The 25,140-nt window shown below is 72.9% G+C and carries 18 protein-coding genes; 12 read left to right on the top strand and 6 right to left on the bottom strand.

Annotated elements, in window-relative coordinates; translation table 11 throughout:
- Positions 1-111 precede the first annotated feature (111 nt).
- Both ACFWIA_RS09480 and ACFWIA_RS09485 read left to right on the top strand, forming a co-directional pair.
- Positions 112-570: a hypothetical protein gene (locus ACFWIA_RS09480; RefSeq protein ID WP_387002051.1), complete on the top strand. Its 459-nt coding sequence runs from the start codon at positions 112-114 to the stop codon at positions 568-570.
- A gap of 194 nt (positions 571-764) precedes the next feature.
- Positions 765-2,609, top strand: a complete 1,845-nt coding sequence (locus ACFWIA_RS09485; protein ID WP_387002053.1) for a chitinase — start codon at positions 765-767, stop codon at positions 2,607-2,609.
- 19 nt (positions 2,610-2,628) lie between these two features.
- Here the strand turns inward: ACFWIA_RS09485 and ACFWIA_RS09490 are convergent, their stop codons facing one another.
- The 4 genes from ACFWIA_RS09490 to gabT form a co-directional block, all read right to left on the bottom strand.
- Positions 2,629-3,246 carry a phosphatase PAP2 family protein gene (locus ACFWIA_RS09490; RefSeq protein ID WP_387002055.1) on the bottom strand — a complete coding sequence of 206 codons (618 nt, stop codon included), beginning with the start codon at positions 3,244-3,246 and terminating at the stop codon, positions 2,629-2,631.
- A 346-nt stretch (positions 3,247-3,592) separates the two neighbouring features.
- Positions 3,593-4,099 carry a hypothetical protein gene (locus tag ACFWIA_RS09495; protein ID WP_387002057.1) on the bottom strand — a complete coding sequence of 169 codons (507 nt, stop codon included), beginning with the start codon at positions 4,097-4,099 and terminating at the stop codon, positions 3,593-3,595.
- A gap of 4 nt (positions 4,100-4,103) precedes the next feature.
- Positions 4,104-5,444: an AAA family ATPase gene (locus ACFWIA_RS09500; RefSeq protein ID WP_387002059.1), complete on the bottom strand. Its 1,341-nt coding sequence runs from the start codon at positions 5,442-5,444 to the stop codon at positions 4,104-4,106.
- 267 nt (positions 5,445-5,711) lie between these two features.
- On the bottom strand, positions 5,712-7,046 hold the full coding sequence (gene gabT / locus ACFWIA_RS09505; RefSeq protein WP_387002061.1) for a 4-aminobutyrate--2-oxoglutarate transaminase: 1,335 nt from the start codon (positions 7,044-7,046) through the stop codon (positions 5,712-5,714).
- Positions 7,047-7,746: 700 nt separating this feature from the next.
- Here gabT and ACFWIA_RS09510 point away from each other — a divergent pair.
- From ACFWIA_RS09510 to ACFWIA_RS09520, 3 genes are all read left to right on the top strand, one after another.
- Positions 7,747-9,798 carry an ATP-binding protein gene (locus ACFWIA_RS09510; protein WP_387002063.1) on the top strand — a complete coding sequence of 684 codons (2,052 nt, stop codon included), beginning with the start codon at positions 7,747-7,749 and terminating at the stop codon, positions 9,796-9,798.
- A 145-nt stretch (positions 9,799-9,943) separates the two neighbouring features.
- Positions 9,944-11,623, top strand: coding sequence for a PucR family transcriptional regulator (locus tag ACFWIA_RS09515; RefSeq protein ID WP_387002065.1), 1,680 nt, complete (start codon positions 9,944-9,946; stop codon positions 11,621-11,623).
- A 149-nt stretch (positions 11,624-11,772) separates the two neighbouring features.
- Complete coding sequence (locus ACFWIA_RS09520) at positions 11,773-13,218, top strand: aldehyde dehydrogenase family protein (RefSeq protein ID WP_387002066.1); 1,446 nt, start codon at positions 11,773-11,775, stop codon at positions 13,216-13,218.
- Positions 13,219-13,406: 188 nt separating this feature from the next.
- On the opposite strand, the gene ACFWIA_RS09525 is transcribed toward ACFWIA_RS09520, so the two are convergent.
- Positions 13,407-13,889: an RICIN domain-containing protein gene (locus tag ACFWIA_RS09525; RefSeq protein ID WP_387002068.1), complete on the bottom strand. Its 483-nt coding sequence runs from the start codon at positions 13,887-13,889 to the stop codon at positions 13,407-13,409.
- Between the two features lie 594 nt (positions 13,890-14,483).
- Here ACFWIA_RS09525 and ACFWIA_RS09530 point away from each other — a divergent pair.
- From ACFWIA_RS09530 to ACFWIA_RS09560, 7 genes are all read left to right on the top strand, one after another.
- Positions 14,484-16,421 carry an acyl-CoA dehydrogenase family protein gene (locus ACFWIA_RS09530; protein ID WP_387002070.1) on the top strand — a complete coding sequence of 646 codons (1,938 nt, stop codon included), beginning with the start codon at positions 14,484-14,486 and terminating at the stop codon, positions 16,419-16,421.
- A 155-nt stretch (positions 16,422-16,576) separates the two neighbouring features.
- Positions 16,577-17,854 carry a 1-deoxy-D-xylulose-5-phosphate reductoisomerase gene (gene dxr / locus ACFWIA_RS09535; protein WP_387002072.1) on the top strand — a complete coding sequence of 426 codons (1,278 nt, stop codon included), beginning with the start codon at positions 16,577-16,579 and terminating at the stop codon, positions 17,852-17,854.
- The gene (locus tag ACFWIA_RS09540) at positions 17,851-19,152 is read left to right on the top strand and encodes a M50 family metallopeptidase (protein ID WP_387002074.1); all 1,302 of its coding nucleotides are present in this window, start codon (positions 17,851-17,853) and stop codon (positions 19,150-19,152) included. The genes dxr and ACFWIA_RS09540 overlap by 4 nt, the downstream gene beginning before the upstream one ends.
- 173 nt (positions 19,153-19,325) lie before the next feature.
- A complete protein-coding gene (ispG, locus tag ACFWIA_RS09545; protein WP_387002076.1) occupies positions 19,326-20,483 on the top strand; it encodes a flavodoxin-dependent (E)-4-hydroxy-3-methylbut-2-enyl-diphosphate synthase in 1,158 nt (385 codons plus the stop codon).
- A gap of 182 nt (positions 20,484-20,665) precedes the next feature.
- Positions 20,666-21,514 (top strand): GNAT family N-acetyltransferase, encoded by an 849-nt coding sequence (locus ACFWIA_RS09550; RefSeq protein WP_387002078.1) that lies wholly within the window; start codon positions 20,666-20,668, stop codon positions 21,512-21,514.
- 73 nt (positions 21,515-21,587) lie between these two features.
- Positions 21,588-22,187, top strand: a complete 600-nt coding sequence (locus ACFWIA_RS09555; protein WP_387002080.1) for a GNAT family N-acetyltransferase — start codon at positions 21,588-21,590, stop codon at positions 22,185-22,187.
- Between the two features lie 88 nt (positions 22,188-22,275).
- Positions 22,276-23,970, top strand: a complete 1,695-nt coding sequence (locus ACFWIA_RS09560; protein WP_387002082.1) for a proline--tRNA ligase — start codon at positions 22,276-22,278, stop codon at positions 23,968-23,970.
- Positions 23,971-24,184: 214 nt separating this feature from the next.
- Here the strand turns inward: ACFWIA_RS09560 and ACFWIA_RS09565 are convergent, their stop codons facing one another.
- Positions 24,185-25,099 carry an aminoglycoside phosphotransferase family protein gene (locus ACFWIA_RS09565; RefSeq protein WP_387002084.1) on the bottom strand — a complete coding sequence of 305 codons (915 nt, stop codon included), beginning with the start codon at positions 25,097-25,099 and terminating at the stop codon, positions 24,185-24,187.
- Positions 25,100-25,140 lie beyond the last annotated feature (41 nt).

Below are 25,140 nucleotides of genomic sequence, written 5' to 3' on the forward strand. Positions count from 1 at the left end.
ACGCAGCTCACTACCAGCAAGTAGCGGCGACTCGCGTAATGCGCGCGCCCCCTCCTCCTCTCCTCACCGGCCGCACCGTGCGGCCCCGTGAGGACAACGGAGGACACGACTATGACCGGGCCCTTGCCCAAGTCCGCTGTGGAATGGCTGGTGTCGGCGGCGCCCGCCCCCGACGACTGCCGCCGGGAGTGGGAACGCAACCCCCTCGGGGTCACCCTGCTCCCGGCCGGGCGCCTGTGGGACGTGCTCATCCTGCCGGGCGAACTCGGCTACCCCACCCTCGACGTGCTCACGCGCGTCCTCGACCGTCCGGGACCCGTGCTCGCCGACTTCGGCGACCTGCGCACCGGCTTCTTCGTCCCGCCCGGCACGGCCACCCGTTGGCTCGGCACGGGGGTGCGCGGCGCCGGCCGGGGCACCTGGATCGTGGTGCCCTACCCGGGGCGGGCCACCGGCAAGGTGCGCTGGCTAATCCCCCCGGACGGCCGCGGCACCCTCACCGACCCCACGCTGCTCGAACTCGCCATGCACGAGGCGGCGGCGATCCGCGCCCGCGGGGCCGGCGGCTGAGGTCGGCGCGCCGTCCGGCGCGGACGAAGGGCACCCGTGACGGCACCGGCGTCGGCGTCGGGAAGCGTCCGGGGAGCCGGGTGAACGCGACGGATCGTCGCGAGAGGTCTTGACAACGGAATTGGTCTGAACCAAGTTGAGCGCGCTCCACGACACACTTCCTGCTTCACCTTCCCCCATATCCGGAGGATGTAGTGGAACGCACCAGACGACGCGTACGTCCCCCCGTACGCGGATTCCGTCCCAGACTCCTCGCCGTGCTCGCGGCCCTCGTCCTGGCCGTCCTGCCCGGCATCACCCTCACGTCATCGGTCGCCCGTGCGGCCGATGCCGACCTCGTCCGCAACGGCGGCTTCGAAACCGGCCTCACCGGCTGGAACTGCTCCGCGGGCAGCGGAGCCACCGTCACCACCCCCGTCCGCACCGGGGCGTCAGCACTGCGCGCCACCCCGTCGGGCGGCGACAACGCCCGCTGCTCCCAGACCGTCACCGTGAAGCCCGACTCCCAGTACACGCTCAGCGGTTACGTCCGGGGCAGCTACGTCTACCTCGGCGTCACGGGCACCGGCGGCCCCTCGGGCGACGGCTTCAGCTGGACGCAGTCCGCCACCGACTGGCACCCCCTCGGCCACACCTTCCGCACCGGCCCCACCACCAACAAGATCACCATCTATACCCACGGCTGGTACGGAACGCCCGCCTACCACGCCGACGACATCACCCTCGTCGGTCCCTCCGTCGACCCGGGCCTGCCGCCGCCCACCCCCACGGGCCTGACGGCCGCTTCGGTCAGCGCCCAGTCGGCCACCATGAGCTGGAACGCCGTCCCGGGCGCCACCAGCTACCACCTCTACGTCAACGGCCAACGGGCCCAGACCGTCACCGGCACCACGACGCGCACCACGCTCGGCGGACTGACCCCCAACACCACCTACGTCGTCACCATCACCTCGGCCAACGACGCCGGGGAGTCACCGCGGGCGCCGGCGGTCACGGTGAACACCACCGTCGGCGAACCCGACGCCCTGCCGGCCAAGGCCCTGGTCGGCTACCTCCACGCGAGCTTCGCCAACGGCGCCGGGTACGTCCGCATGGCCGACGTCCCCGACAGCTGGGACGTCATCCACCTCGCCTTCGGCGAACCCACCTCCGTCACCTCCGGCGACATCCGCTTCAACCGCTGCCCGGTGACCCAGTGCCCGAACGTCGAGAGCGACGCCGAGTTCAAGGCCGCCATCAAGGCGAAGCAGGCCCAGGGCAAGAAGGTCCTCATCTCCATCGGCGGCCAGAACGGCCAGGTCCAGCTGAACTCCACCGCCGCGCGCGACGCGTTCGTCACCTCCGTCTCGAAGATCATCGATGAGTACGGCCTCGACGGACTCGACATCGACTTCGAGGGCCACTCGCTGTCCCTGAACGCCAACGACACCGACTTCAAGAACCCCACCACCCCGGTGATCGTCAACCTGATCCAGGCCATCAAGACCCTCAAGGCCAAGTACGGCGCCAAGTTCGTGTTGACCATGGCCCCCGAGACGTTCTTCGTACAGCTCGGCTACCAGTACTACGGCACCGGGCGCTGGGGCGGTCAGGACCCGCGCGCGGGCTCCTACCTGCCTGTGATCCACGCCCTGCGCGAGGACCTCACCCTGCTCCACGTCCAGGACTACAACTCCGGCTCGATCATGGGCCTGGACAACCAGTATCACTCGATGGGCGGCGCGGACTTCCACATCGCCATGACGGACATGCTGCTCACCGGCTTCCCGGTCGCGGGTGACACGGCCAACGTGTTCCCGGCCCTGCGCCCCGAGCAGATCGCCATCGGCATGCCCGCCTCGGTCAACGCGGGCAACGGCCACGTCTCGTCCGCGGAGGTCAACAAGGCCCTCGACTGCCTCACCAAGGGCACCAGCTGCGGCACCTACCGGACGCACGGCGTCTGGCCGAAGCTCCGCGGCCTGATGAGCTGGTCCATCAACTGGGACCGGCACAACAACACCGATTTCTCCCGCAACTTCGACACCTGGCGCCGCTGACCGCCCGGCCCGCCGGACCTCATCCGTCCGGCGGGCCACCCCGCCCGCGCCACCACAGCGCGGGCCCCACCAGCAGCGCACCGAACAGCGCCCAGCTCCCGACCACGTCCAGCGGCCAGTGGTAGCCCCGGCGCACCAGCCCGTACCCCACCCCCGCGTTCAGGACGAGACAGCCGACCACCAGCCACCGCCGCGGCCACGCACCGCGCACCCAGGGCAACAGGAGCAGCACCGCCGCCCCGTACCCGACCACCGCCGTCGCCGTGTGTCCCGACGGATAGAACCCGGTACCGGCCATCGAGGGCGGGCCCGGCCGCGCGATCCACGCCTTCAACGGCACCACCAGCAGCGGTACCACCGCCAGCAGCACCAGCGCCGACCCGGGCCCCGCCCACCAGCGCCCCGCCCCCGCGGCGCGCGCCCGCCACCCCGCCCACCCGGCGACCAGCAGCAGCACGGGCAGCACGACGGCCACCGACCCGAGGTCGGCGAGGAGTTCGGCGGCCCCGCCCGGCAGTCCACCGGACCTCAGCCGGGCGGCCAGCGTCACGTCCCGGGCGAGCAGCGGGCCCCGAGCGGCGACCTGCCAGGTGACGAGGGCGAAGAGGACGAGCAGTGCCGCACCCAGCGCGCCCACGGCGACCGGGAACGCACTCGGCCGCCTCGGAACAGGGGGGGTGGTTCCGAGGCGGCCGACAGGACCGGCAGGCCGGACGCCCCGGGGGGTGTGGGGCGGACGGCCGTCCGATCGGTGAGGAGTCCCGGGGCCCGAAGCCCCGGTGGAGTGCGCGAAACCACCACCTGCACGTGACTGGGGAGGCCGCGTACCGGATTCGCCCGGGGACCGCCCCGGGCGCGGTGGTTCACTCATCCCGTCCGAACCTACGCCAGGGGGTGCCGTCGCGACAGCGCGAACGGCACCCCGTCATGGGCCCCGCACACCTTCTTCACAGCCTCTGCCGTTCGGGGCGGTCGTACGTCACTCACGGCAGCTCCGCCCAGGTTCCCATGGTGGCCTCCAGCGTCCAGATGCGGACCTCGGCCTGCGCCCGGGACGCGTAGAGGTCCCGTTCGGCGACGATGCTCAGGTCGCCGGTGCCGAGCTGCTGGCACACGGCGTGCTCGGCCAGGTCCATCCCGGTGGTGCCGCCCCGGCTGAGCGAGGAGATGAAGTCACCGTCCCAGGTCCGTTCGTGCAGGACCCAGGGGGCTTCGCCGCGTGCGGTCCTGAGCAGCAGGTTCATGAAGGTGGCGGCACAGGTGCGACGGGCCGCCCCGTCCTTGATCTGGAAGACGTGGTTGCCGGTCTCGATCACGGTCGCGGTCGGTAGGACGAAACGCACCCTTGCGTCCAGCCGGGCATCCATTTCGGACAGGATCGCCTTGCGGTGAGCGTTCATGTGCGGCACGTCGAGGATCTCGACGAAGACCGAGGTGTCCAGGAAGTCGACGACGGGCAGTCGGAGCCCGGACCGACGCGGTGCGCTCACGGGTTCACAGGCTCCTCAGGAAGTCCTCGACGCTCGTCGTGCTCGTGTCCCTGGGTTGCACGGCGGCCGGTAGGCGGTCCTTGGTGACGGCGTCCCCCAGGTCCCCGGCCGCCAGCAACTCGACGTAACCGGGCAGTTCCGTTAGACGGGTCAGCACGCTCTCGCCGGACTCCCGGTCCCGGCTGCACACCACGACCCCCGAATGGTCCTGCGCGGTGAGGGAGTTGAGCAGCGCCGGACTGTGCGTGGTGAACAGTACGTCGATGCTCCGCCGCTGCGACTCCTCCTTCATCAGACGCAGTACGCGCGCGGCCTGCGTGGGGTACAGCCCGTTCTCGATCTCCTCGATCACCAGATGCCGCTGGGCCCGCAGTGAACCCGCGTCACCGTTCGAGACCGGAGCGCTGAGCAGCGCGGTACCGAAGGCCAGGAACCGCAACATCCCATCGCTCAGCAGCCGAGCCGGAACATCGTGCTCCCGGCCGTGGTAGCCCGACTCGCGCAGCACCAGCTGCACGTCACCGAGCCTCGTGTCGACGCTGCTTACACCCCGCACCGGGTACTCGGGCATGCCCGCCACCAGGTCGGTGAGACGGTCGAACGCGCCGGGGTCAGTCTGGTGCAAGTGTTCCACTGCGGCGCTCAGGTTGTCGGCGCTGCGTCTGAGGTCCGAGTCGCGGGCGTTGACGTACTGCCTCATGAGGTGGGGGACGGGATCCAGTAGGAAGATCTCGCGCAACACGGTGAGGACGTCTCGTGCGGCGCGGTGCACCAGCTTGGTCGCCTCCGTGGTCGCGGGCAGCCGCACCGGAACCTGGCTCGTCAGCAGACGGTCAGCGGCGAAGGGAACGCCCGGATCGAGCCCCCGCCGACCGTTGAAGCAACGAACCTTGAGGTCACTGCGGCGCGGGTCCACGGGATCACTGGCCAGCAGTGAACGGCCGGCGGCGAGGCGACGTCCTCCGTAGGGCACGCCCTCCACGGCCGTCAATTCCTCCCGCAGGATCCGTACCTCGGGGCGTACCGCGATCTCCACGTCGAGGTCGAAGACCGCCTGTCCCGACCGAACGCGGCAACCGAGCCGGAAACCCGCCTCCCCTAGGGGGGCGCAGCCTTCGGCCCCGCCGCGGATGGGTTCCTCCCCCTCACTCCGGGGCCCGTCCAGGGCGTCCCGCACGGGTTCGCCAAGGGCCAGACGGGACAGCACCATCAGTCCGTCCAAGGCGTTGGACTTGCCGCTGCCGTTGCGTCCGATGAGCACCGTGAGGTCGTGGAGCGGTAGGCACTGGGCGGTGAAGCTCTTGAAAGAGGTCAGTCGCACCTCCTCCAGTCGGGGAGTCTCCACCGGGCACCTCTCTCGCTCGTTCCGATCCGGAACCGTCCGCGCGCCCAGCTAAGCAGCAGTCCTCGCCCGTCGTCCAACGCCGATCGGGCGCGCCCCGGAAGCGTTCGCCCGCAGGCCACCCACGAGGCCATCGTGCAGGGCCGGTCGGCGGACGGGCACCGACCGAGGTCGTCCTCACCGCCCGTCACACGACGAACCCCGACGGTCGGTGACCGTCGGGGCTCCGGCATGGTTTCCGCGCTGCTCCCGGACGGGCCGGGGGAGGGCTCAGATGCGGGTGAACGCGCCCTCAAGGATGTCCAGGCCCTCGTTCAGCAGGTCCTCGCCGATCACCAGCGGCGGCAGGAAGCGCAGGACGTTGCCGTACGTGCCGCAGGTCAGCACGAGCAGGCCCTCCGCGTGGCACGCCTTGGCCAGGGCGCCCGCCGCCTCGGCGTGCGGCTCCTTCGTGGTGCGGTCCTTGACCAGCTCGATCGCGATCATCGCGCCGCGGCCACGGACGTCCCCGATGACGTCGAACTTCTCGGCCATCGCGGCGAGGCGGGCCTTCATGACCTCCTCGATGCGCCGGGCGCGGGCGTTGAGGTCCAGCTCCTTCATCGTCTCGATCGCACCGAGCGCACCCGCGCAGGCCACCGGGTTGCCGCCGTAGGTGCCGCCGAGGCCGCCCGCGTGCGCGGCGTCCATGATCTCGGCGCGGCCGGTCACCGCGGCCAGCGGCAGACCGCCCGCGATGCCCTTCGCGGTGGTGATGAGGTCCGGGACGATGCCCTCGTCCTCACACGCGAACCACTGCCCGGTCCGGCAGAAACCGGACTGGATCTCGTCCGCCACGAACACGATGCCGTTCTCCGACGCGAACGAGCTGATCGCGGGGAGGAAGCCCTTCGCGGGCTCGATGAAGCCGCCCTCGCCGAGCACCGGCTCGATGATGATCGCCGCGACGTTGTCCGCGCCGATCTGCTTGGTGATCCGGTCGATCGCCTCGGCGGCGGCCTCCCGGCCGGCGTTCTCCGGCCCGGTCGGCCAGCGGTACGCGTACGCCACCGGCACCCGGTACACCTCGGGCGCGAACGGGCCGAAGCCGTTCTTGTACGGCATGTTCTTCGCGGTCAGCGCCATCGTCAGGTTGGTCCGGCCGTGGTAGCCGTGGTCGAACACGACGACCGCCTGGCGCTTGGTGTGGGCGCGGGCGATCTTGACGGCGTTCTCGACGGCCTCGGCACCCGAGTTGAACAGGGCGGACTTCTTCGCGTGGTCACCCGGGGTCAGCTCGGCGAGTGCCTCGGCGACGGCCACGTACCCCTCGTAGGGGGTGACCATGAAACAGGTGTGGGTGAAGTCCGCGAGCTGCGCGGACGCCCGCCGCACCACGGCTTCGGCGGAGGCGCCGACACTGGTCACGGCGATGCCGGAACCGAAGTCGATCAGCCGGTTGCCGTCGACGTCCTCGATGATGCCGCCACCCGCGCGGGCCGTGAAGACCGGGAGTGTGGAGCCCACACCCGCCGCGACCACGGCATTGCGCCGGGCCTGGAGTTCCTGGGACTTCGGGCCGGGAATGGCGGTGACGACGCGGCGCTCCTGCGGCAGTGCGGTCATGGCGGGCTCCTGGGGTGTCACGGGCGCGCGGGGCGCGAATGCGGTCGGGACCGGGGCCCCCGGCCGGTCCGCGGGCTCGCGCGGTACCGGTGGGCGGGGTCTGGGGCGTCTCACGGGGTGTCCCGGTGTTCTTCGGTGTACCTCGGGGGTTCCTCCGCAGGCTAGGGCCGGTGGGCGGGGGCCGGCATGCTCCATGCGGGAGTTGTTCGGACGGGCGATTGTCCGCCATGGACATACTCCCCCGGGGAGCACCCGCGGGCGCGTCGAACGGCGCCTTCCCGGCCCGGCAGGCGCGTAACCGGTGAAGTACCCCCTCGGGGGCACTAGATTGACGCCCGGAACGCAAGGGACCGGCAGGTCAGGGGGCAGAGGTCCAATGGAACGCGACGGACACGACGGCGGCGAGGGAACCCAGGACGTGCGCGGCACGCACGCGACGCCCCTGCCACGTCCGGCACAGCCACCCTCCGTACCACCGGGCACGGCACCGGGGGCGCCCTCCGGCGTCCCGGGCACGGCACCGGCCCCACCCACGGGACCCTTCACGGACGGTGGCCCGTACCCCGGCGGGCAGGGTCCGTACCCGGCGCAGGGCACGTACTCCAGCGCCCCCCCGCCCGGTGAGCCCCCGTCCGACGGGCCTCCGTCCGGCGGCCCCCCGCGGCCCGGGGTCCCCCCGGTACCGCCCCGCCCGGCCACGGTGCCCGGCGAGGTCCCGCACCCCGCCGGACCCCCGCCGCAGCCCGACGGCCACGGCTTCCTCCGGTGGCTCAGGACCCCCCGCCCCGAGGCCGCGCCCGGCGTCTGGCGGTTCGACCACACCCCGCGCCCCGACGAGGAACCCGAGCTGACACCGGCCCGCCAACTCTTCAGCGGCGCGCTCATCGCCTTCCTGGTCGGCTGGCTCCTCTGGTCACTGCTGTGGAACGGCTACCTCGGCGGCTACTGGATGTGGCCCTACTACGTGCTCACCCCCGAGGAGTGGTCCCAGCCGATCACCGCCGCCGAGGAGAAGGCCGGGTTCGTCACCTCCACGCTCTACTACCTGCTCGTCGGGGGCGGCATCCTGGCCACCGCCGCCCGGATGGGGCGGTGGGCCGAGATCTGGCGTCGCTACCTCGCCCCCCGACTGCGCCCCCCCGCCCCCGAACCGGGCGTCCCGGCCACCGCCGAGGAGGACCCCGCCGAGTGGCCCCAGCTGCGGGCCGCCGGCCTCACCGCCGCCGCCGACCGGCTCGCCGCCGACGCCCGCACCGGACTGATGCGCGACGTCGACCACACCCGGATCGCCCGCGCCTGGCAGGGCGTCCGCGGCGGCCGGCACAGCATGGCCGACTTCGCCGCCGCCGTGACCCGGCAGGGCGCCGCCGCCTGTCTGCACCCGTCCGGCGCACGCGACCTGCCGGGCCGCGCGGCCCGGCACGACCTGCTCACCGGACAGGTCCGCATCGGCGCCACCGCCGACGACCCCCGCAACCCCTACCGCTTCCGGGGCGTCGGTCTCGGGCTGGGCCCCGACCTGCTCGGCACCTCGCTGCTCGCCGTAGGCCCGGCGGGCTCCGGCAAGACCGGCCACCTCGTGTGGCCGGTCGCCGAGTCGCTGTGCCTCCAGGCACTCACCGGGCGCGCCGCCGTCGTCGTCATCGGGGCCGCCGGCACCGGACTCGGCGCGGCCGACGGATACGACGTCGTCATCCGCATCGGCCAGCCCGACTCCGTCTACGACCTCGACCTCTACGGGGGCACCACCGACCCGGACGAGGCCGCCGCGGTCCTCGCCGAGGCCCTGGTCGGCGACCTCGCCGAACCGCACGCCGGCGCCGACACCCGCCGCTCCACCACCGTCCTCGCCCAACTCCTCGGTCCCTTCCACGTCGTCCACGGCCGGTTCCCCGGCGTCCCCGAACTGCGCGGCCTCCTCGACGGGGCACCCGGCCCGCTCGGGGAACTGCGCCGCGCCCTGACCGACGCCGGACAGCACGCCATGCTGCGCGAGCTGGACGCCCGGGAACGGCAGCTCGCCCACCCCGGTGACGTCGGGGGCGTCCTCGCCGACCGGGTCGCCCTCCTCGACCGTCCCGCGTTCGCGTCGTTCTTCGACACCGAGGGCGCCGGCCGGCCCTTCTCGCTGCGCGCGCTGGACCACCCCGTTCGGGTCCGGATCGACCTGCCGCGGCGCGGCCACGCCGACGCCTCGAAGATCATCGCCAGGCTGGTCCTCGCCCAGTTCACCGCGTCCGTCGCCGCCCGCGAGGACCGCTCCCTCTTCGCCTGCCTCGTCCTCGACGACGCCACCGGGGTGGTCACCCCCGAGGCCGTGCGCGGACTCCAACGGCTGCGCTCCGGGCACGCGGGGGTCGTCCTCACCCTGCGCACCCTCGACGACGTGCCCCGCCCGCTGCGCGGCCCGCTGCTCGGCGCGATCGGCTGCCGGATGGCGCTGTCCGGACTGACGCCCTGGGACGGCCAGGACTTCGCCGAGGTCTGGGGCAAGGAGTGGACCGAGGCCCGGGACGTCACCGACCGGCAGATCATCGCGGAGACCCCGCTCGGCAAGACCGCCCACGCCCTGCGCCGGGTGATCACCGGGCGCGCCCCCACCGCGCGGGCCGTCACCGTGCGGCAGGTCGAACGCGAGCGCTGGTCCGCCTCCGACCTCGCCCACGGAGTGCCGCCCGGGCACGCGGTGCTCTCCCTGACGACCGTCCGCGGCGAGCACGCGCCACCCCTCCTGGTGGACCTGCGCGGGTGAACCCTTCGCTACGGTGGGGCAGAATCGACAGGGACCGTTCCCCCGGAGCGGCCAACCACCCGCTCCGCGGCCCCGCCGCCCCCGTCCGCCCCGCTGACCGGCCCGGACGGTGACGCCGCCCGCCCTCCGGCCGCCTGAAGGTCCGATGCCCCCGACGCTCGCCTCCCTCGTCCAGCACTCCGCGCTCAAGCTCACGGTCCGGGCGGGCGAGGAGCGGCTGGACACCCCCGTCCGCTGGGCGCACGTCAGCGAACTGGCCGACCCCGTGCCGTACCTGGAGGGCGGCGAGCTGCTGCTGATCACCGCGCTGAAGCTCGACGCGGAGGACCCCGAGGAGATGCGCCGGTACGTGCGCCGGCTCACCCGAGCCGGTGTCGTCGGTCTGGGCTTCGCGGTGGGCGTCCACTACGACGACGTCCCCGAAGCCCTGCTCGACGCCGCCCGCGCCGAGCACCTGCCGCTGCTCGCGGTACCCCGCCGCACCCCCTTCATCGCCATCAGCAAGGCCGTCTCCGAAGCCATCGCCCGTGAGCAGTACCGCGCCGTCACCGCCGGCTTCGCCGCCCAACGCGAACTCACCCGGCGGGCCCTCACCGACGGGCCCGAGGGCGTCCTCGCCGGCCTCGCCGCGCAGGTCGACGGCTGGGCCGCGCTGTACGACGCGACCGGCGCCGTGGTCGCCGCCGCACCCGGCTGGGCCAGCCGCCGGGCCGCCCGGCTCACCCCCGACGTGGAGCGGCTGCGCCAGGGCGCCGCCACCGCCAGTGCGGTCGTCGGCGCCGCCGAGGACCGGGTCGAACTCCACGCCCTGGGCACCGGACGCGGACCCCGTACGGCCCTCGCCGTGGGCACCGCGTCGCCGCTCGGCACCGCCGACCGGTACGCCGTGCACTCCGCCATCGCCCTGCTCACCCTCACCACCGAACGCTCCCGCGCCCTGCACGCCGCCGAGCAGCGCATCGGCGCCGCGGTCCTGCGGATGCTCCTCGCCGGCGAACCCGGCCATGCCCGGGCCGTCGCCGGGGACCTGTACGGGGCGCTGCTCGACGTTCCGTTCCGCTTCGTCGTCGCCGAACCGGCCTCCGCGACCGTGCCCGCCGAGTCGGAGGCGGCCGCGGCGGGGGAGGGCGCAGCCGGGCAGGGCGCACCGGGGCAGGGCACCCCGGCGGAGGCCGACCCGCTCGCCGAACTCGCCGAAGCGGTGGAGTCCGCGGCGGCCCGGGCCGGCGAAACGGTGCTGGTCGTCCCGGAGGCGGCCCCCGACCCCGCCCCCGACGGTCCGCTGCGCCGGCTGGTCATGGTCCTCGCGGACGGCGGAGCAGCCGAGGCCGAGTGCATCGCGCACACCGCAGGTCCGTCCACCGGCGACGGCGAAGCCGGCGGCGACCGGGACCCGACCCGTCCCGTCGCCGGGGTGTCCGCCCCCACCGGCCCCGAAGGCGCGGTCGGCGCCCATCAGCAGGCCCGACGGGCCCTGTCCGTCGCCCGGCGGCTCGGCCGCGGCCACATCGCGTTCGACGAGGTCGCCGCCGGGTCCCTGGTGACCCTGCTCTCGGACGACGCGGTGCAGGCGTTCGCCGACGGGCTGCTGCGCGGACTGCGCGACCACGACGCCACCGGACGCGGGGACCTCGTGGCCTCCCTGCGCGCCTGGCTGTCCCGCCACGGACAGTGGGACGCCGCCGCGGCCGACCTCGGGGTGCACCGTCACACCCTGCGCTACCGGATGCGCCGGGTCGAGGAGATCCTGGGCCGCTCGCTCGACGACCCGGACGTCCGCATGGAGCTGTGGCTCGCCCTGAAGACCGCCGAGTCACCCGACTGATCCCCACCCCGCGGGCACCACGACCCCTGCGACGAAGTGGTGCACGCGTCCGGCGATTCCGTACGCGGCGGACAAAGGCCCGGCCGCCCGGTGCGCCCTACCGTGGGTGAGGACACCGCACCGCGACAGGGAAGGGCCGGACTCCGGACATGACCTCCACCCACGCCTTCTGGCTGGCCGGCCGCCAGGCCACCGGCGACACCACCTTCGACGTCACCTCCCCGTGGGACAACCGCGTGGTGGGCACGGTAGCCGTCCCCACCGACGCCCAGGTCGAAGAGGCCGTGGCCCGTGCGCACGCGTCCCTGGAGGACTTCGCCGCCACCCCCGCCCACACCAGGGCCGCGGCGCTGCTCCACGTCTCCCAGCGGCTGACCGAGCGCACCGAGGAGATCGCCCAGCTGATCTCCGCCGAGAACGGCAAGCCCATCAAGTGGGCCCGCGGCGAGGTCGGCCGTGCCGTCTCCGTCTTCCGCTTCGCCGCCGAGGAGGCCCGCCGCTTCAACGGGGGCGAGGCCCAGCGCCTGGACACCGACGCCGGCGGCCAGGGCCGGCTGGCCCTCACCCGTCGTTTCCCCAAGGGCGTCGTCCTCGGGATCGCCCCGTTCAACTTCCCGTTGAACCTCTGCGCCCACAAGGTCGCCCCCGCGATCGCCGCCGGTGTCCCGATCATCCTCAAGCCCGCCCCGGCGACCCCGCTGTCCGGCCTGGTCCTCGGCGAGCTGCTCGCCGAGACCGAGCTGCCCGAGGGCTCCTGGTCGATCCTCCCGGTCACCAACGACCGCATGCCCGCCCTGGTGCAGGACGAGCGGCTGCCCGTGATCTCCTTCACCGGCTCCGAGACCGTCGGCTACGCGATCATGGACTCCGTGCCGCGCAAGCACTGCACCCTGGAGCTGGGCGGCAACGGCGCCGCCGTCGTCCTCGCGGACTGGTCCAGCGACGCCGACCTCGACTGGGCCGCCCAGCGCATCGCGACCTTCTCGAACTACCAGGGCGGCCAGTCCTGCATCTCGGTGCAGCGCGTGATCGCCGACGCCGCGGTGTACGACCGGCTCGTCCCGCGCATCGTCGCCGCGGTCGAGGCCCAGGTCACCGGCGACCCCTCCGACGCGGGCACCGACGTCGGCCCGCTGGTCAGCGAGGACGCCGCCAAGCGCGTGGAGTCCTGGGTCGACGAGGCCGCCGCCGCGGGCGCCGAGGTCCTCACCGGCGGTGGGCGCGACGCCGCGTCCTACGCCCCGACCGTCCTCGCCTCCGTGCCCGACCAGGTCACCCTCGCCCGCGAAGAGGTCTTCGGACCCGTCCTCGTGGTGCAGAAGGTCGACGGCGAGGCCGCGGCGTTCGCCGCCGTCAACTCCTCCAAGTACGGGCTCCAGGCCGGCGTCTTCACGCACGACGTGCAGGCCGCGTTCCGCGCGCACCGCGCCCTGGAGGTGGGCGGCGTGATCATCGGCGACGTGCCCTCCTACCGCGCCGACCAGATGCCGTACGGCGGCGCCAAGCTCTCCGGCGTCGGCCGCGAGGGCGTCCGTTACGCGATGGACGACTACACCTACGAGCGGGTCCTCGTCCTCACCGGACTCGCCCTCTGACCCCGGGGCGGCCCACCCCGGCCGTCCCGCCCCCACCGGAACCCCTGGTCGGCGGACCAGGAACACCGGTGAGCCCGTCCCGGAGCCCTCTGTGCGGAGGCTCCGGGACGGGCCTTCTCCGTCCGCCCGCGCCGCGGTGCGTCGTGCCACCGGAGGGGACGGGTACGGACCCGCCCCGCTGCCGGCCGTTACACCGGCACGGTGGCCGTGGTCGTCGTCCAGATCTGGTCCGAGGCACCGTTGCAGGTCCACTGGATCAACTGCCTGCCGGGGGAAGCGCTCGAACCGACACCGAGGCACTTGCCGGAGTACACGTTCCGGAGGTACCCGCCGGAGAACCACCACTTCTCGTCGACGGCCCCGTTGCAGGTGTACTGGATGGCGCCGGCACCCTGAGCCAGGCTGGACCCCACCCCGATGCACTTGCCCGAGTAGCTGTTCTTCACGAAGTACGCCCGAGCCCCGTTGCTGTCCGTGGTCTTCACGAAGGTCCAGCGTTCATCGACCGCCGAGTTGCACCCCCACTGGATCACCGGGGCCCCGTTCCCGGTCTTGCTGCCCACTCCGATGCAGAGCCCGCTGTAGTAGTTGTGCACGTAGTAGCTCTCCGCCGCATGGGCGGTCCCCGTGCCGACGGCGAACAGAGCGACGGTCGCGGCCGCGGTGCCCACGGCTTTCAGGGACCTCCTTCCCCGCCCTCGACCCGTCGTCGCACCGGGGAATCCGTTCGGAGTCCGGAACATCGATGGACCACTCCCTTCTCCTCATGGGCGGGCGGCTCGACACGGGCGGCCCGTCCCGAGCTTCCGTGTCCCCCACACGCTAGGGCTCGTGCCGGGTGGCGCCTTGACGAGCCGTGCGGGCGTTCTTGACGATGCGTGCCGAGGTGCTCGGTCAGCGCCGGATTCCGCGCAGTCCACGGGGCGGAACGGGAGTCGATCCGCGTCAGCAGGACCCGTTCCCTGGTCTCCACCGGCAGCCCGTCCCAGGCGTCGAGGCGCGACGAGGGCGTCGAGGAACCGGCGGAGCACCGCACCGAGGCCGTGCCGAGTGCGGAGCGCGGCCGGTCCGCCTCGTGGTACCCGTCCACCCGACCGCCCCGAGCCCCGTCCACGCACGTGCCGGCGCGGCGGACGTGCTTGCTCCGAACGGCGGCGGCACGCCTGGCTGACCGTACGGGACCGGGGTACATACGGAGTAGCAGCGCCACGGGCCCCGGACGTGTCCGCACCCGTGCCCCACCGATCCGCGGCGAGGTGTCCCTCATGACCGCATCACCCCTCCAGCAGGCCGTCACCGCCCGTGAGGCACGCCAGGTCGCCGAGGCCGCGCGCGAGCAGGACTGGCGGGGGCCCAGCTTCGCCAAGGAACTGTTCCTCGGCCGCTTCCGGCTGGACCTGATCCACCCGCACCCGGTGCCCGGCGACGACGCCGTCCGACGCGGCGAGCAGTTCCTCGCCAAGCTCCACGACTTCTGCGCGGACGAGGTCGACTCCGCCCGCATCGAACGCGAGGCCCGCATCCCGGACGAGACGGTGCGCCGCCTGCGGGAACTGGGCGCCTTCGGCATGAAGATCGACACCCGGTACGGGGGCCTCGGCCTCACTCAGGTGTACTACAACAAGGCCCTCGCCCTCGTCGGCTCCGCGAACCCCGCGATCGGCGCGCTGCTCTCCGCCCACCAGTCGATCGGCGTGCCGCAGCCCCTGAAGCTGTTCGGCACCCAGGAGCAGCGCGACCGCTACCTGCCGCGCTGCGCCCGCGGGGACATCTCCGCGTTCCTGCTCACCGAACCGGACGTCGGCTCGGACCCGGCCCGGCTCGCCACCGCCGCCGTCCCGGACGGGGACGACTACGTCCTCGACGGGGTGAAGCTGTGGACCACCAACGGGGTGGTCGCCGACCTGCTCGTGGTGATGGCCCGGGTCCCGGCGGGCGAGGGCCACCCGGGCGGCATCACCGCGTTCGTGGTCGAGGCGGACTCCGAGGGCATCACCGTGGAGCACCGCAACGCCTTCATGGGGCTGCGCGGCATCGAGAACGGCGTCACCCGCTTCCACCGGGTGCGGGTGCCCGCCGCGAACCGGATCGGCCCCGAGGGCGCCGGCCTCAAGATCGCCCTGACCACGCTCAACACCGGCCGGCTCTCGCTGCCCGCGATGTGCGTCGGCGCCGGCAAGTGGTGCCTGAAGATCGCCCGCGAGTGGTCGGGCGCCCGGGAACAGTGGGGCCGGCCCATCGGTCGGCACGAGGCCGTCGGCGGGAAGGTCGCCTTCATCGCGGCGACCACCTTCGCCCTGGAGGCCGTCCTCGACCTCTCCTCGCAGCTGGCGGACGACCACCGCAACGACATCCGGATCGAGGCGGCCCTCGCCAAGCTGTACGGGTCCGAGATGGCGTGGCGGATGGCCGACGACCTCGTCCAGATCCGCGGCGGACGGGGCTTCGAGACGGCCGAGTCGCTGGCCGCCCGGGGCGAGCGGGCGGTCCCCGCCGAACAACTGCTGCGCGACCTGCGGATCAACCGGATCTTCGAGGGCTCCACCGAGATCATGCACCTGTTGATCGCCCGCGAGGCCGTCGACGCCCACCTCTCCGTCGCCGGCGACCTGATCGACCCGGACACCTCGCTCCAGGACAAGGCGCGGGCCGGGGTGCGGGCCGGCGGCTTCTACGCCCGTTGGCTGCCGAAACTGGTCACCGGCCCCGGACAGCTCCCCACCTCGTACGCCGCCTTCCACCCCACCGGGCACGCGGACCTCGCCACTCACCTCCGGTACGTCGAACGGACCTCGCGCCGGCTCGCCCGGTCCGTGTTCTACGGGATGTCCCGCTGGCAGGGCCGGTTGGAGACCAAACAGGGCTTCCTGGGCCGGATCGTGGACATCGGCGCGGAACTGTTCGCGATGAGCGCGGCGTGCGTCCGGGCCGAGCACCTGCGGCAGCGCGGCGACCACGGTCGGGAGGCGTACCAGCTCGCCGACGCGTTCTGCCGGCAGGCCCGGGTCCGCGCCGACGCACTGTTCGGCCGGCTGTGGACCAACGCCGACGCGTCCGACCGCACCCTGGTCGCGGCGGTGCTCGACGGCTCCCACACCTGGCTCGAACACGGGATCGTGGACCCCAGCGGCGACGGCCCCTGGATCGCCGATGCCACCCCCGGCCCCACCGCCGGACCCGACCAGCACCGCCCCGTGCCCTGACCGTGCCGGCAGGCCCGCACCCGCCCGCGCACCCGGCTCCGGCGGGGTTCCCGCACCCCGCGGCGCGCCCGCGTCCGGTGTCCGCGGGAGCCCGGGGGAGCCGATCGGCCCCGGGGTCGCTGCCGGTCGGCGCGGCGACCCGTAAGAATGGGGGGATGACCGACAGCCCCGCCCCCCTCGCAGACCCGCACGTCGTCTTCGACCCCCGTCCGGCCGGAGACCGCAGGGACATCGTGATCCTCGGCTCCACGGGGTCGATCGGCACCCAGGCCATCGACCTCGTCCGGCGCAACCCCGACCGATTCCGGGTCACCGCCCTGTCCGCCGCGGGCGGCAACGTCGACCTCCTCGCCGAGCAGGCGCACGCGCTCGACGTGCAGACCGTGGCGGTCGCCCGCGAGGGCGCCGTTCCCGCGCTGCGTGCGGCGCTGACCGCGCGGTACGGCACCGGGCGGGCCCTGCCGACGCTCCTCGCCGGACCGTCGGCCGCCGCGGAGCTGGCCGCCTCCGACTGCCACACGGTGCTCAACGGCATCACCGGCTCCATCGGGCTCGCCCCGACCCTGGCGGCCCTGGAGGCGGGGCGCAGCCTGGCGCTCGCCAACAAGGAGTCGCTGATCGTGGGCGGCCCGCTGGTCAAGGCGGTGGCGAAACCGGGGCAGATCATCCCGGTGGACTCCGAACACGCGGCCCTGTTCCAGGCGCTCGCCGCGGGCACCCGCGCCGACGTCCGCAAACTGGTCGTCACCGCGTCCGGCGGACCCTTCCGGGGCCGGACCAAGGCGGAGCTCGCCGACGTCACCCCCGCGGACGCCCTCGCGCACCCCACCTGGGCCATGGGCCCGGTGATCAGCATCAACTCCGCGACCCTCGTCAACAAGGGCCTGGAGGTGATCGAGGCCCATCTGCTGTACGACATCCCCTTCGACCGCATCGAGGTCGTCGTCCACCCGCAGTCCTTCGTGCACTCGATGGTCGAGTTCACCGACGGCTCCACGCTGGCCCAGGCCACCCCGCCCGACATGGGTGGACCCATCGCCATCGGCCTGGGGTGGCCGGCCCGGGTGCCGGACGCCGCCCCCGCCTTCGACTGGAGCCTCGCGTCCACGTGGGAGTTCTTCCCCCTGGACACCGACGCCTTCCCGTCCGTCGGCCTCGCCCGGCACGTGGGGGCGCTCGCGGGAACGGCTCCGGCAGTGTTCAATGCCGCCAACGAGGAGTGCGTTGACGCGTTCCTGAACGGCGCCCTGCCGTTCAACGGCATCATGGAGACCGTCACCGAGGTCGTCACGGAACACGGCACCCCGCGCGCGGGAACTTCCCTGACCGTGCAGGACGTCCTCGAAGCGGAGACCTGGGCACGTGCCCGGGCCCGTGAACTGACGGCACAGGCGACCAGGACAGCGAAGAAGACCGCGGAGGCGCGTGCATGACACTCCTGATGACCATCCTCGGGATAGTGGTCTTCGCCATCGGCCTGATGTTCTCGATCGCGTGGCACGAACTCGGCCACCTGTCGACCGCCAAGCTCTTCGGCATCCGCGTCCCGCAGTACATGGTCGGCTTCGGGCCGACCCTGTGGTCGCGCAAGAAGGGCGAGACGGAGTACGGCATCAAGGCGATCCCGCTCGGCGGCTACATCCGCATGATCGGGATGTTCCCGCCCGGCGCCGACGGCCGGGTGGAGGCCCGCTCCACCTCCCCGTGGCGCGGCATGATCGAGGACGCCCGCACCGCGGCCTACGAGGAACTGGAACCGGGCGACGAGAAGCGGCTCTTCTACACCCGCAAGCCCTGGAAACGCATCATCGTCATGTTCGCCGGGCCGTTCATGAACCTGGTCCTGGCCGTGGCGATCTTCCTCGGCGTGCTGATGACCTTCGGCATCGAGCAGCAGACCACCTCGGTCGGGGCGGTCTCCGACTGCGTGATCCAGCAGAGCGAGAACCGGACCAAGTGCGAGACGGGCGACCAGGCGGCCCCCGCCAAGCAGGCCGGGCTCCGGGCCGGGGACAAGATCGTGGCCTTCAACGGCGAGTCCGTCGGCGACTGGTCCGCCCTCCAGTCCCGCATCCGCGACACCGTCGGACCGGCCACCCTCACCGTCGAGCGGGACGGCCAGCGCGAGGAACTCCAGGCCACCCTGATCAAGAACCAGGTGGGCAAGACCGACGGCAAGGGCGGCTACGTCGAGGGGGAGTACGTCACCGCGGGCTTCCTCGGCTTCACCCCGGCCACCGGGATCGTCGAACAGTCCTTCGGCCAGTCCGTGGACCGGATGGGCGACATGATGGTCAGCGGCGTCGAGTCGCTGATAGCGCTGCCCTCCAAGGTGCCCGCCCTGTGGGACGCGGCCTTCGGCGACGGCCCGCGCGAGGCCGACTCGCCCATGGGCGTCGTCGGGGCGGCCCGGGTCGGCGGCGAGGTGCTGAACCTCGACATCCCGCCGGAGAACCAGGTCGCGATGATGCTGTTCCTGGTCGCGGGCTTCAACCTGTCGCTGTTCCTGTTCAACATGCTGCCCCTGCTCCCGCTCGACGGCGGGCACATCGCGGGCGCCGCATGGGAGTCCGTACGGCGGGCGACCGCACGGGTGTTCAAGCGGCCCGACCCGGGACCCTTCGACGTGGCGAAGCTCATGCCCGTCGCCTACGTCGTCGCCGGGGTGTTCGTCTGCTTCACGATCCTCGTCCTCATCGCCGACCTCGTGAACCCGGTCCGCATCTCCTGACGGCCCCGGCACGGAACCGTTCACGGCGGCCGGACAGCACGTCTGTCCGGCCGCCCACCCGTGAGGTGCACCGGGCGGCGCGATGTGCTCGGGGCGGTACCGGTGCCGTAATCTGAGCCATCGGAGCCCGCTGATGACGGGACCTCGATCCACACCTTGGGGTTGCACAGCAGATGACTGCGATTTCGCTCGGCATGCCGTCCGTTCCGACCAAGCTCGCCGAACGCCGCAAGAGCCGGCAGATCCAGGTCGGGTCCGTCGCGGTGGGCGGCGACGCGCCGGTCTCGGTCCAGTCGATGACGACCACGCGCACGTCCGACATCGGGGCGACGCTCCAGCAGATCGCCGAGCTGACGGCCTCCGGCTGCCAGATCGTCCGGGTGGCCTGCCCCACCCAGGACGACGCCGACGCGCTCTCGATCATCGCCCGGAAGTCTCAGATTCCGGTGATCGCGGACATCCACTTCCAGCCGAAGTACGTCTTCGCGGCGATCGACGCGGGCTGCGCCGCGGTCCGGGTGAACCCCGGCAACATCAAGCAGTTCGACGACAAGGTGCGCGAGATCGCGAAGGCCGCGGGCGAGACGGGCACCCCCATCCGCATCGGCGTGAACGCGGGCTCGCTGGACCGCCGACTGCTCCAGAAGTACGGCAAGGCCACCCCCGAGGCCCTCGTCGAGTCGGCGCTGTGGGAGGCCTCGCTGTTCGAGGAGCACGGGTTCCGCGACATCAAGATCTCCGTCAAGCACAACGACCCGGTGATCATGGTCAACGCGTACCGCCAGCTCGCCGCCCAGTCCGACTACCCGCTGCACCTGGGCGTCACCGAGGCCGGTCCGGCCTTCCAGGGCACCATCAAGTCGGCCGTCGCGTTCGGCGCCCTGCTCGCCGAGGGCATCGGCGACACCATCCGGGTCTCCCTGTCGGCCCCGCCGGCCGAGGAGATCAAGGTCGGCATCCAGATCCTGGAGTCGCTCAACCTGCGCCAGCGCCGCCTGGAGATCGTGTCCTGCCCCTCCTGCGGTCGCGCCCAGGTGGACGTCTACAAGCTCGCCGAGGAGGTCACCGCCGGCCTGGAGGGCATGGAGGTGCCGCTGAGGGTCGCCGTGATGGGCTGCGTGGTGAACGGCCCCGGCGAGGCCCGCGAAGCGGACCTCGGCGTCGCCTCCGGCAACGGCAAGGGCCAGATCTTCGTGAAGGGCGAGGTCATCAAGACCGTCCCCGAGTCCAAGATCGTGGAGACCCTGATCGACGAGGCCATGAAGATCGCCGAGCAGATGGAGAAGGACGGCGTCGCCTCCGGCGAACCCACCGTCTCCGTCGCCGGCTGACCCGTACCGCCCCGGGCCCGCCCCCCAACCGGGCCGCGGGCCCGTGACGACACCCGCCGCGGGCCCCGGCGACCCGCCCGGGACGGGCCCCACGGTCCGGCCCCCGCACGGGCAGCGCACGGCTCCTCACCGGCAGGTACAGTGCCAGGACCAGCAGCCCACCCGGTGAGGCCCCCGCACCCGTGTTGACCCAGACCACCACCAGGGTCCTCGAACCGAGCGACCTAGAAGCCGCCCTCACGGTCCTCGACCGCGACCCGGTGGCCAACGCCTTCGTGACCTCACGGGTCCAGGTCGCCGGCCTGGACCCCTGGCGCCTGGGCGGCGAGATGTGGGGCTGGTACGAGGACGGCACCCTGGCGTCCCTCTGCTACGCGGGCGCCAACCTGGTCCCCCTCTGCGCCACCCCGCGGGCCGTCCGCGGCTTCGCCGACCGCGCCCGCCGCGCCGGCCGCCGCTGCTCCTCCATCGTCGGCCCCGCCGAGACCACCGCCGAACTGTGGCGACTCCTCGAACCCTCCTGGGGCCCCGCCCGCGAAGTCCGGCCGAACCAACCCCTGATGGTCACCGACCGGCTCTCCGACACCGTCACCCCCGACCCGTACGTCCGCCGCGTCCGCAAGGACGAACTGGAAACGATCATGCCCGCGTGCGTGGCCATGTTCACCGAGGAGGTCGGGGTCTCCCCGCTCGCCGGGGACGGCGGACTGCTCTACCAGGCGAGGGTCGCCGAGCTGGTCGGCGCGGGACGGTCCTTCGCCCGGGTGGACCGGGACGGCAAGGTCGTCTTCAAGGCGGAGATCGGCGCCGCCACCCCGCGGGCCTGCCAGATCCAGGGCGTCTGGGTCGCCCCCGAGTACCGCGGACAGGGCTTCGCGGCCCCCGGCATGGCCGCCGTGCTCCGCTACGCCCTCGCCGACGTCGCCCCCGTGGTGAGCCTCTACGTGAACGACTACAACACCGCGGCCCGCGCCGCGTACCGCAGGGTCGGTTTCCGTGAGACCGGCGCGTTCATGAGCGTCCTGTTCTGACCTCCCCGCGCCGAGCGCCGCTCCCCGGCCCGCTCCCCGTACCGGCTGGTCGGCCCCGGGGTACGCTCCCCGCATGTTGCGGATTCCCGGGTTCGGCTCGCGCACGCCCGACGACTTCACGATCGGGCCCCTGGACCTCGCGGCCCGGGTCGACGAGGCCCTGGCCGTGCAGGCCGACGCGTTCGGACTGGGCCGGGACGAGGTCAACGTGCGCCGCCAGATCGTCCTGCGACACATGAACCAGCCCGGCGCCCGCGCGTTCGGCGCCACCCTCGGCGACGACCGGCTCGTCGGATTCGTGTACGGCATGCCCAACGACCGCACCCACTGGTGGTCGACCGTCGTCCAGCCCTACCTCAGGCTCCAGGGCAACGACGGCTGGCTCGACGACGCCTTCGTCATCACCGAACTCCATGTGCGCACCCGGCACCAGAACCGGGGCATCGGCCGGTCCCTGATCACCACGATCACGGACGACGCGCCGCACCCCCGCTCGATCCTGTCGGCGATCGACACCGAGAGCCCGGCCCGGGCGCTGTACCGCGCCCTCGGCTACCGCGACCTCGCCCGACAGGTCCACTTCCCCAGCGCCCCCCGGCCTTACGTGATCATGGGCGCGCCGCTGCCGCTGCTGCGCGGGGGGCCCGCCCGACCCGCCCGCCGAGCCCCCTGATCCCGCTGACGGCGCGCAACCGATTTCCGCCCGCCCGGCGGGCCCGGCTAACCTCCTGCCCATCACCCTTTCCACGCAGGAGTTCACCATGGCCCAGGTCCAGCGCATGTCCCGATTGATGGTCAAGACACTGCGCGACGACCCGGCGGACGCCGAGACGCTCAGCCACAAGCTGCTGGTCCGCGCCGGATACGTGCGCCGCAACGCGGCGGGCATCTGGACCTGGCTCCCGCTCGGCAAGAAGGTCCTCGACAACATCTCGCGCGTGGTCCGCGAGGAGATGGACGCCATCGGCGCCCAGGAGGTCCTGCTGCCCGCCCTGCTGCCCAAGGAGCCCTACGAGGCTTCGGCGCGCTGGGAGGAGTACGGCGACCTGCTGTTCCGGCTCAAGGACCGCAAGGGCGGCGAGTACCTGCTCGGCCCCACCCACGAAGAGATCTTCACCCTCGTCGTCAAGGACCAGGTGGCGTCCTACAAGGACCTTCCGGTCATGCTGTACCAGATCCAGACGAAGTACCGCGACGAGGCCCGCCCCCGGTCCGGCGTGCTGCGCGGGCGCGAGTTCCAAATGAAGGACTCGTACTCCTTCGACACCACCGACGAGGGGCTCGCCGAGTCCTACCGGCTGCACCGCGGGGCCTACCAGAAGATCTTCCAGCGCCTCGGCCTCGACTACCGGATCGTGTCGGCCGTCTCCGGTGCGATGGGCGGCTCCGCCTCCGAGGAGTTCCTGGCCCCCGCAGCCGCCGGCGAGGACACCTTCGTGGACTGTCCCGCCTGTGACTACGCGGCCAACACCGAGGCCGTCACCTTCGCGCTGACCCCCGTCGACGGCGCCGAGCACGGGCCCGTCGAGGAGCTGGACACCCCCGACACCCCGACCATCGAGACCCTCGCCGAGCACCTGGGCGTTCCCGCCTCGGCCACCCTGAAGAACCTCCTGGTGAAGGTCGACGGCGAGATCGTCGCCGTCGGCGTGCCCGGCGACCGCGAGGTGGACCTCGGCAAGCTCGGCGAGCACCTCGCCCCCGCCGTGGTGGAACTGGTCACCGCCGAGGACTTCGAGGGCCGCCCCGACCTGGTCCGCGGCTACGTCGGCCCGCAGGGACTGGAGAAGGTCCGCTACCTCGCGGACCCGCGGATCGCCCCCGGCACCGCCTGGATCACCGGCGCCAACAAGCCCGACACCCACGCCCGCAACGTCGTCTGCGGCCGTGACTTCACCGTGGACGACTACCTCGACGTCGTCGTGGTCGAGGAGGGCGACCCCTGCCCGAAGTGCGGCACCGGCCTCAAGCTGGGGCGCGCGATCGAGATCGGCCACATCTTCCAGCTCGGCCGCAAGTACGCCGACACCTTCCAGCTCGACGTGCTCGGCCAGCAGGGCAAGCCCGTCCGGGTGACCATGGGCTCCTACGGCATCGGCGTCTCCCGCGCGGTGGCCGCGCTGGCCGAGCAGTCCGCCGACGAGCAGGGACTCTGCTGGCCGCGGGAGATCGCCCCCGCCGACGTGCACGTCGTCGCCGCGGGCAAGGCCGCGCAGACGGAGCTGGCGCTCGACGTCTCCGAGCAGCTGGCCGCTGCGGGCCTGCGGGTGCTCGTGGACGAGCGTGCGGGGGTGTCGCCCGGGGTCAAGTTCACCGACGCGGAGCTGATCGGGGTGCCGACCATCGTCGTCGCGGGGCGGCGGACCGCGGAGGGCGTCGTCGAGGTGAAGGACCGGCGCACCGGTGAGCGCGAGGAACTGACCGTCGCGGAAGCGGTGGCCCGCTTGACCGCGTAGCGGTTCGTGGTTCAGCGCGGGTGCGTCGTGCTCCCCCGCGCAGTTCCCCGCGCCCCTATCGGGGCGCTCTGTCGGGCGGGCCGGTTCGGGCCCCGTCAGGGGCGCGGGGAACTGCGCGGGTGACCGCAGCAGACCCGCACCCCGACAGCGCACCGCCGCAGGCACCCCCCGAGGGGCGCGGGGAACTGCGCGGGCAACCACAGCGCACCCGAAGCTACAACCACGTGGCGTACTCCAGAAGAAGCTCCGCGTCCCCGGGGCGCCCCAAGCCCCGGGACCGCACCGCGGACTCGACCGCACGAAACAGCGCCCACCCCCGCACCCGCTCGGGGTCCACCTCCAGCGACTCCGCCAGCCGGCGAACCCGCCGCCGAGCCACCCCCGCCCCGGACGACGTCGCGACCAGGTCCTCCACCCGGTCCCGCACCAGCCGCGCGAGGTCGTACGCGGGGTCGCCCACCAGCGGCTCGGGCCCCACCGCCAACCACGGCGTCCGCTCCCCGGCCAGCACCTTGCTCTGCCGGAACGTCCCGTGCAGCAGCCGCTCGTCCGCGGGCACCGCCACCAGCGCGTCGCGCGCGTCGAGCGCCGCCGTCACCACCTCGGCGACCTCCGGATCGGCGGCCGACTTCAGCACCGCGGCCTGCCGACCGGTCACCTCGGCGACCGTGCCGAACCCGTGGTCCACCGGCGGCTCGACCCACAGCCGCCGCAGCACGCCCGCGGCCTCCAACATCGCCTTGGCCTCCGGCAGCGACCGCACGGACACGTCCGGCTGCAACCGTTCCAGCAGCATCCCGCCCACGACGGGAGCACCGGGCAGCACCCGGACGGCCCCCAGGCCGCCCCAGTGCTCCAGCGCCGCCCGCTCCTGCTCCGGGTGCGCACCGGGCGGGGCCAGCTTCAGCGCGGCGGACGTCCCGTCCGACCGGCCCACCAGCACCACCAGACCACTGCGCCCCCCGGGCACCGGCACCCGTTCCACCGTGAGCCCGGCACCGGCCACCGCCCGGTCCAGGAGCCGGGGCAGGGCGTCGAGCCACGCCCCGTCGGGCCCCGTGTCGCGGGTGGTGTCCGCGCGTGCCTCGGCCAGCGCCCGGACCAGGCGTTCCGGCGCTTCGAAAACCATGAGTGGGGGGTGTCCTTCCTGAGCGTGTCGCGGGCCGCGCC

It is taken from the genome of Streptomyces sp. NPDC127068 (assembly GCF_042724695.1).
Lineage (GTDB): Bacteria > Actinomycetota > Actinomycetes > Streptomycetales > Streptomycetaceae > Streptomyces.